This is a genomic window from Alkalibacterium sp. s-m-28 (assembly GCF_054658175.1).
This window is the reverse complement of record NZ_BAAGIQ010000282.1, coordinates 1-437: the sequence shown is the minus strand read 5'-3', so window position 1 is coordinate 437 and position 437 is coordinate 1. Positions and strand designations below refer to the sequence as shown.

The 437-nt window shown below is 37.3% G+C and carries 1 protein-coding gene; it reads left to right on the top strand.

The features are described from left to right. Positions 1–132: 132 nt before the first annotated feature. Positions 133–339 (top strand): CpsB/CapC family capsule biosynthesis tyrosine phosphatase, encoded by a 207-nt coding sequence (locus tag ACYQ4S_RS12330; protein ID WP_459771465.1) that lies wholly within the window; start codon positions 133–135, stop codon positions 337–339. The last annotated feature ends 98 nt before the right edge of the window (positions 340–437 follow it).

Below are 437 nucleotides of genomic sequence, written 5' to 3'. Positions count from 1 at the left end.
ATCATCAAAAGCGACTTTTTGAAATTTTTCTCCCCCATGGGGGAGAAAGCTCCATTCTTTCAAACAGTTAATCAATCAACTAAGTTAAGAACAATTCTTAACTACAAACTTATTATACGAGGAGGGATACATATGTACGACTTGCATTGTCACATATTGCCGGGGGTAGACGATGGATCAAAATCACTAGAAGAATCAATTAAAATGGCCAAATTAGCGGTATCAGAGGGCATTACACATATACTGGTCACCCCACATCATCAGAAACAAGATTGGGTCAATGAAAAAGAAACGGTTGTCCAGCGTGTTAATAACTCAAGTTTTGCAGTTAAAAAATAGCCTTTGACCCTTGGTGTCATTGACTTGGTACCGATTATTATGCCGCTTTTGATATTTGATTCAGCTGATTTTCTTTTAAAAATGGCTTGAAGAGTTCC

Coding starts and splice junctions, on each gene's coding strand:
- ACYQ4S_RS12330 (WP_459771465.1), top strand. CDS start 133: ATGTACGACTTGCATTGTCACATATTGCCGGGGGTAGACGATGGATCA.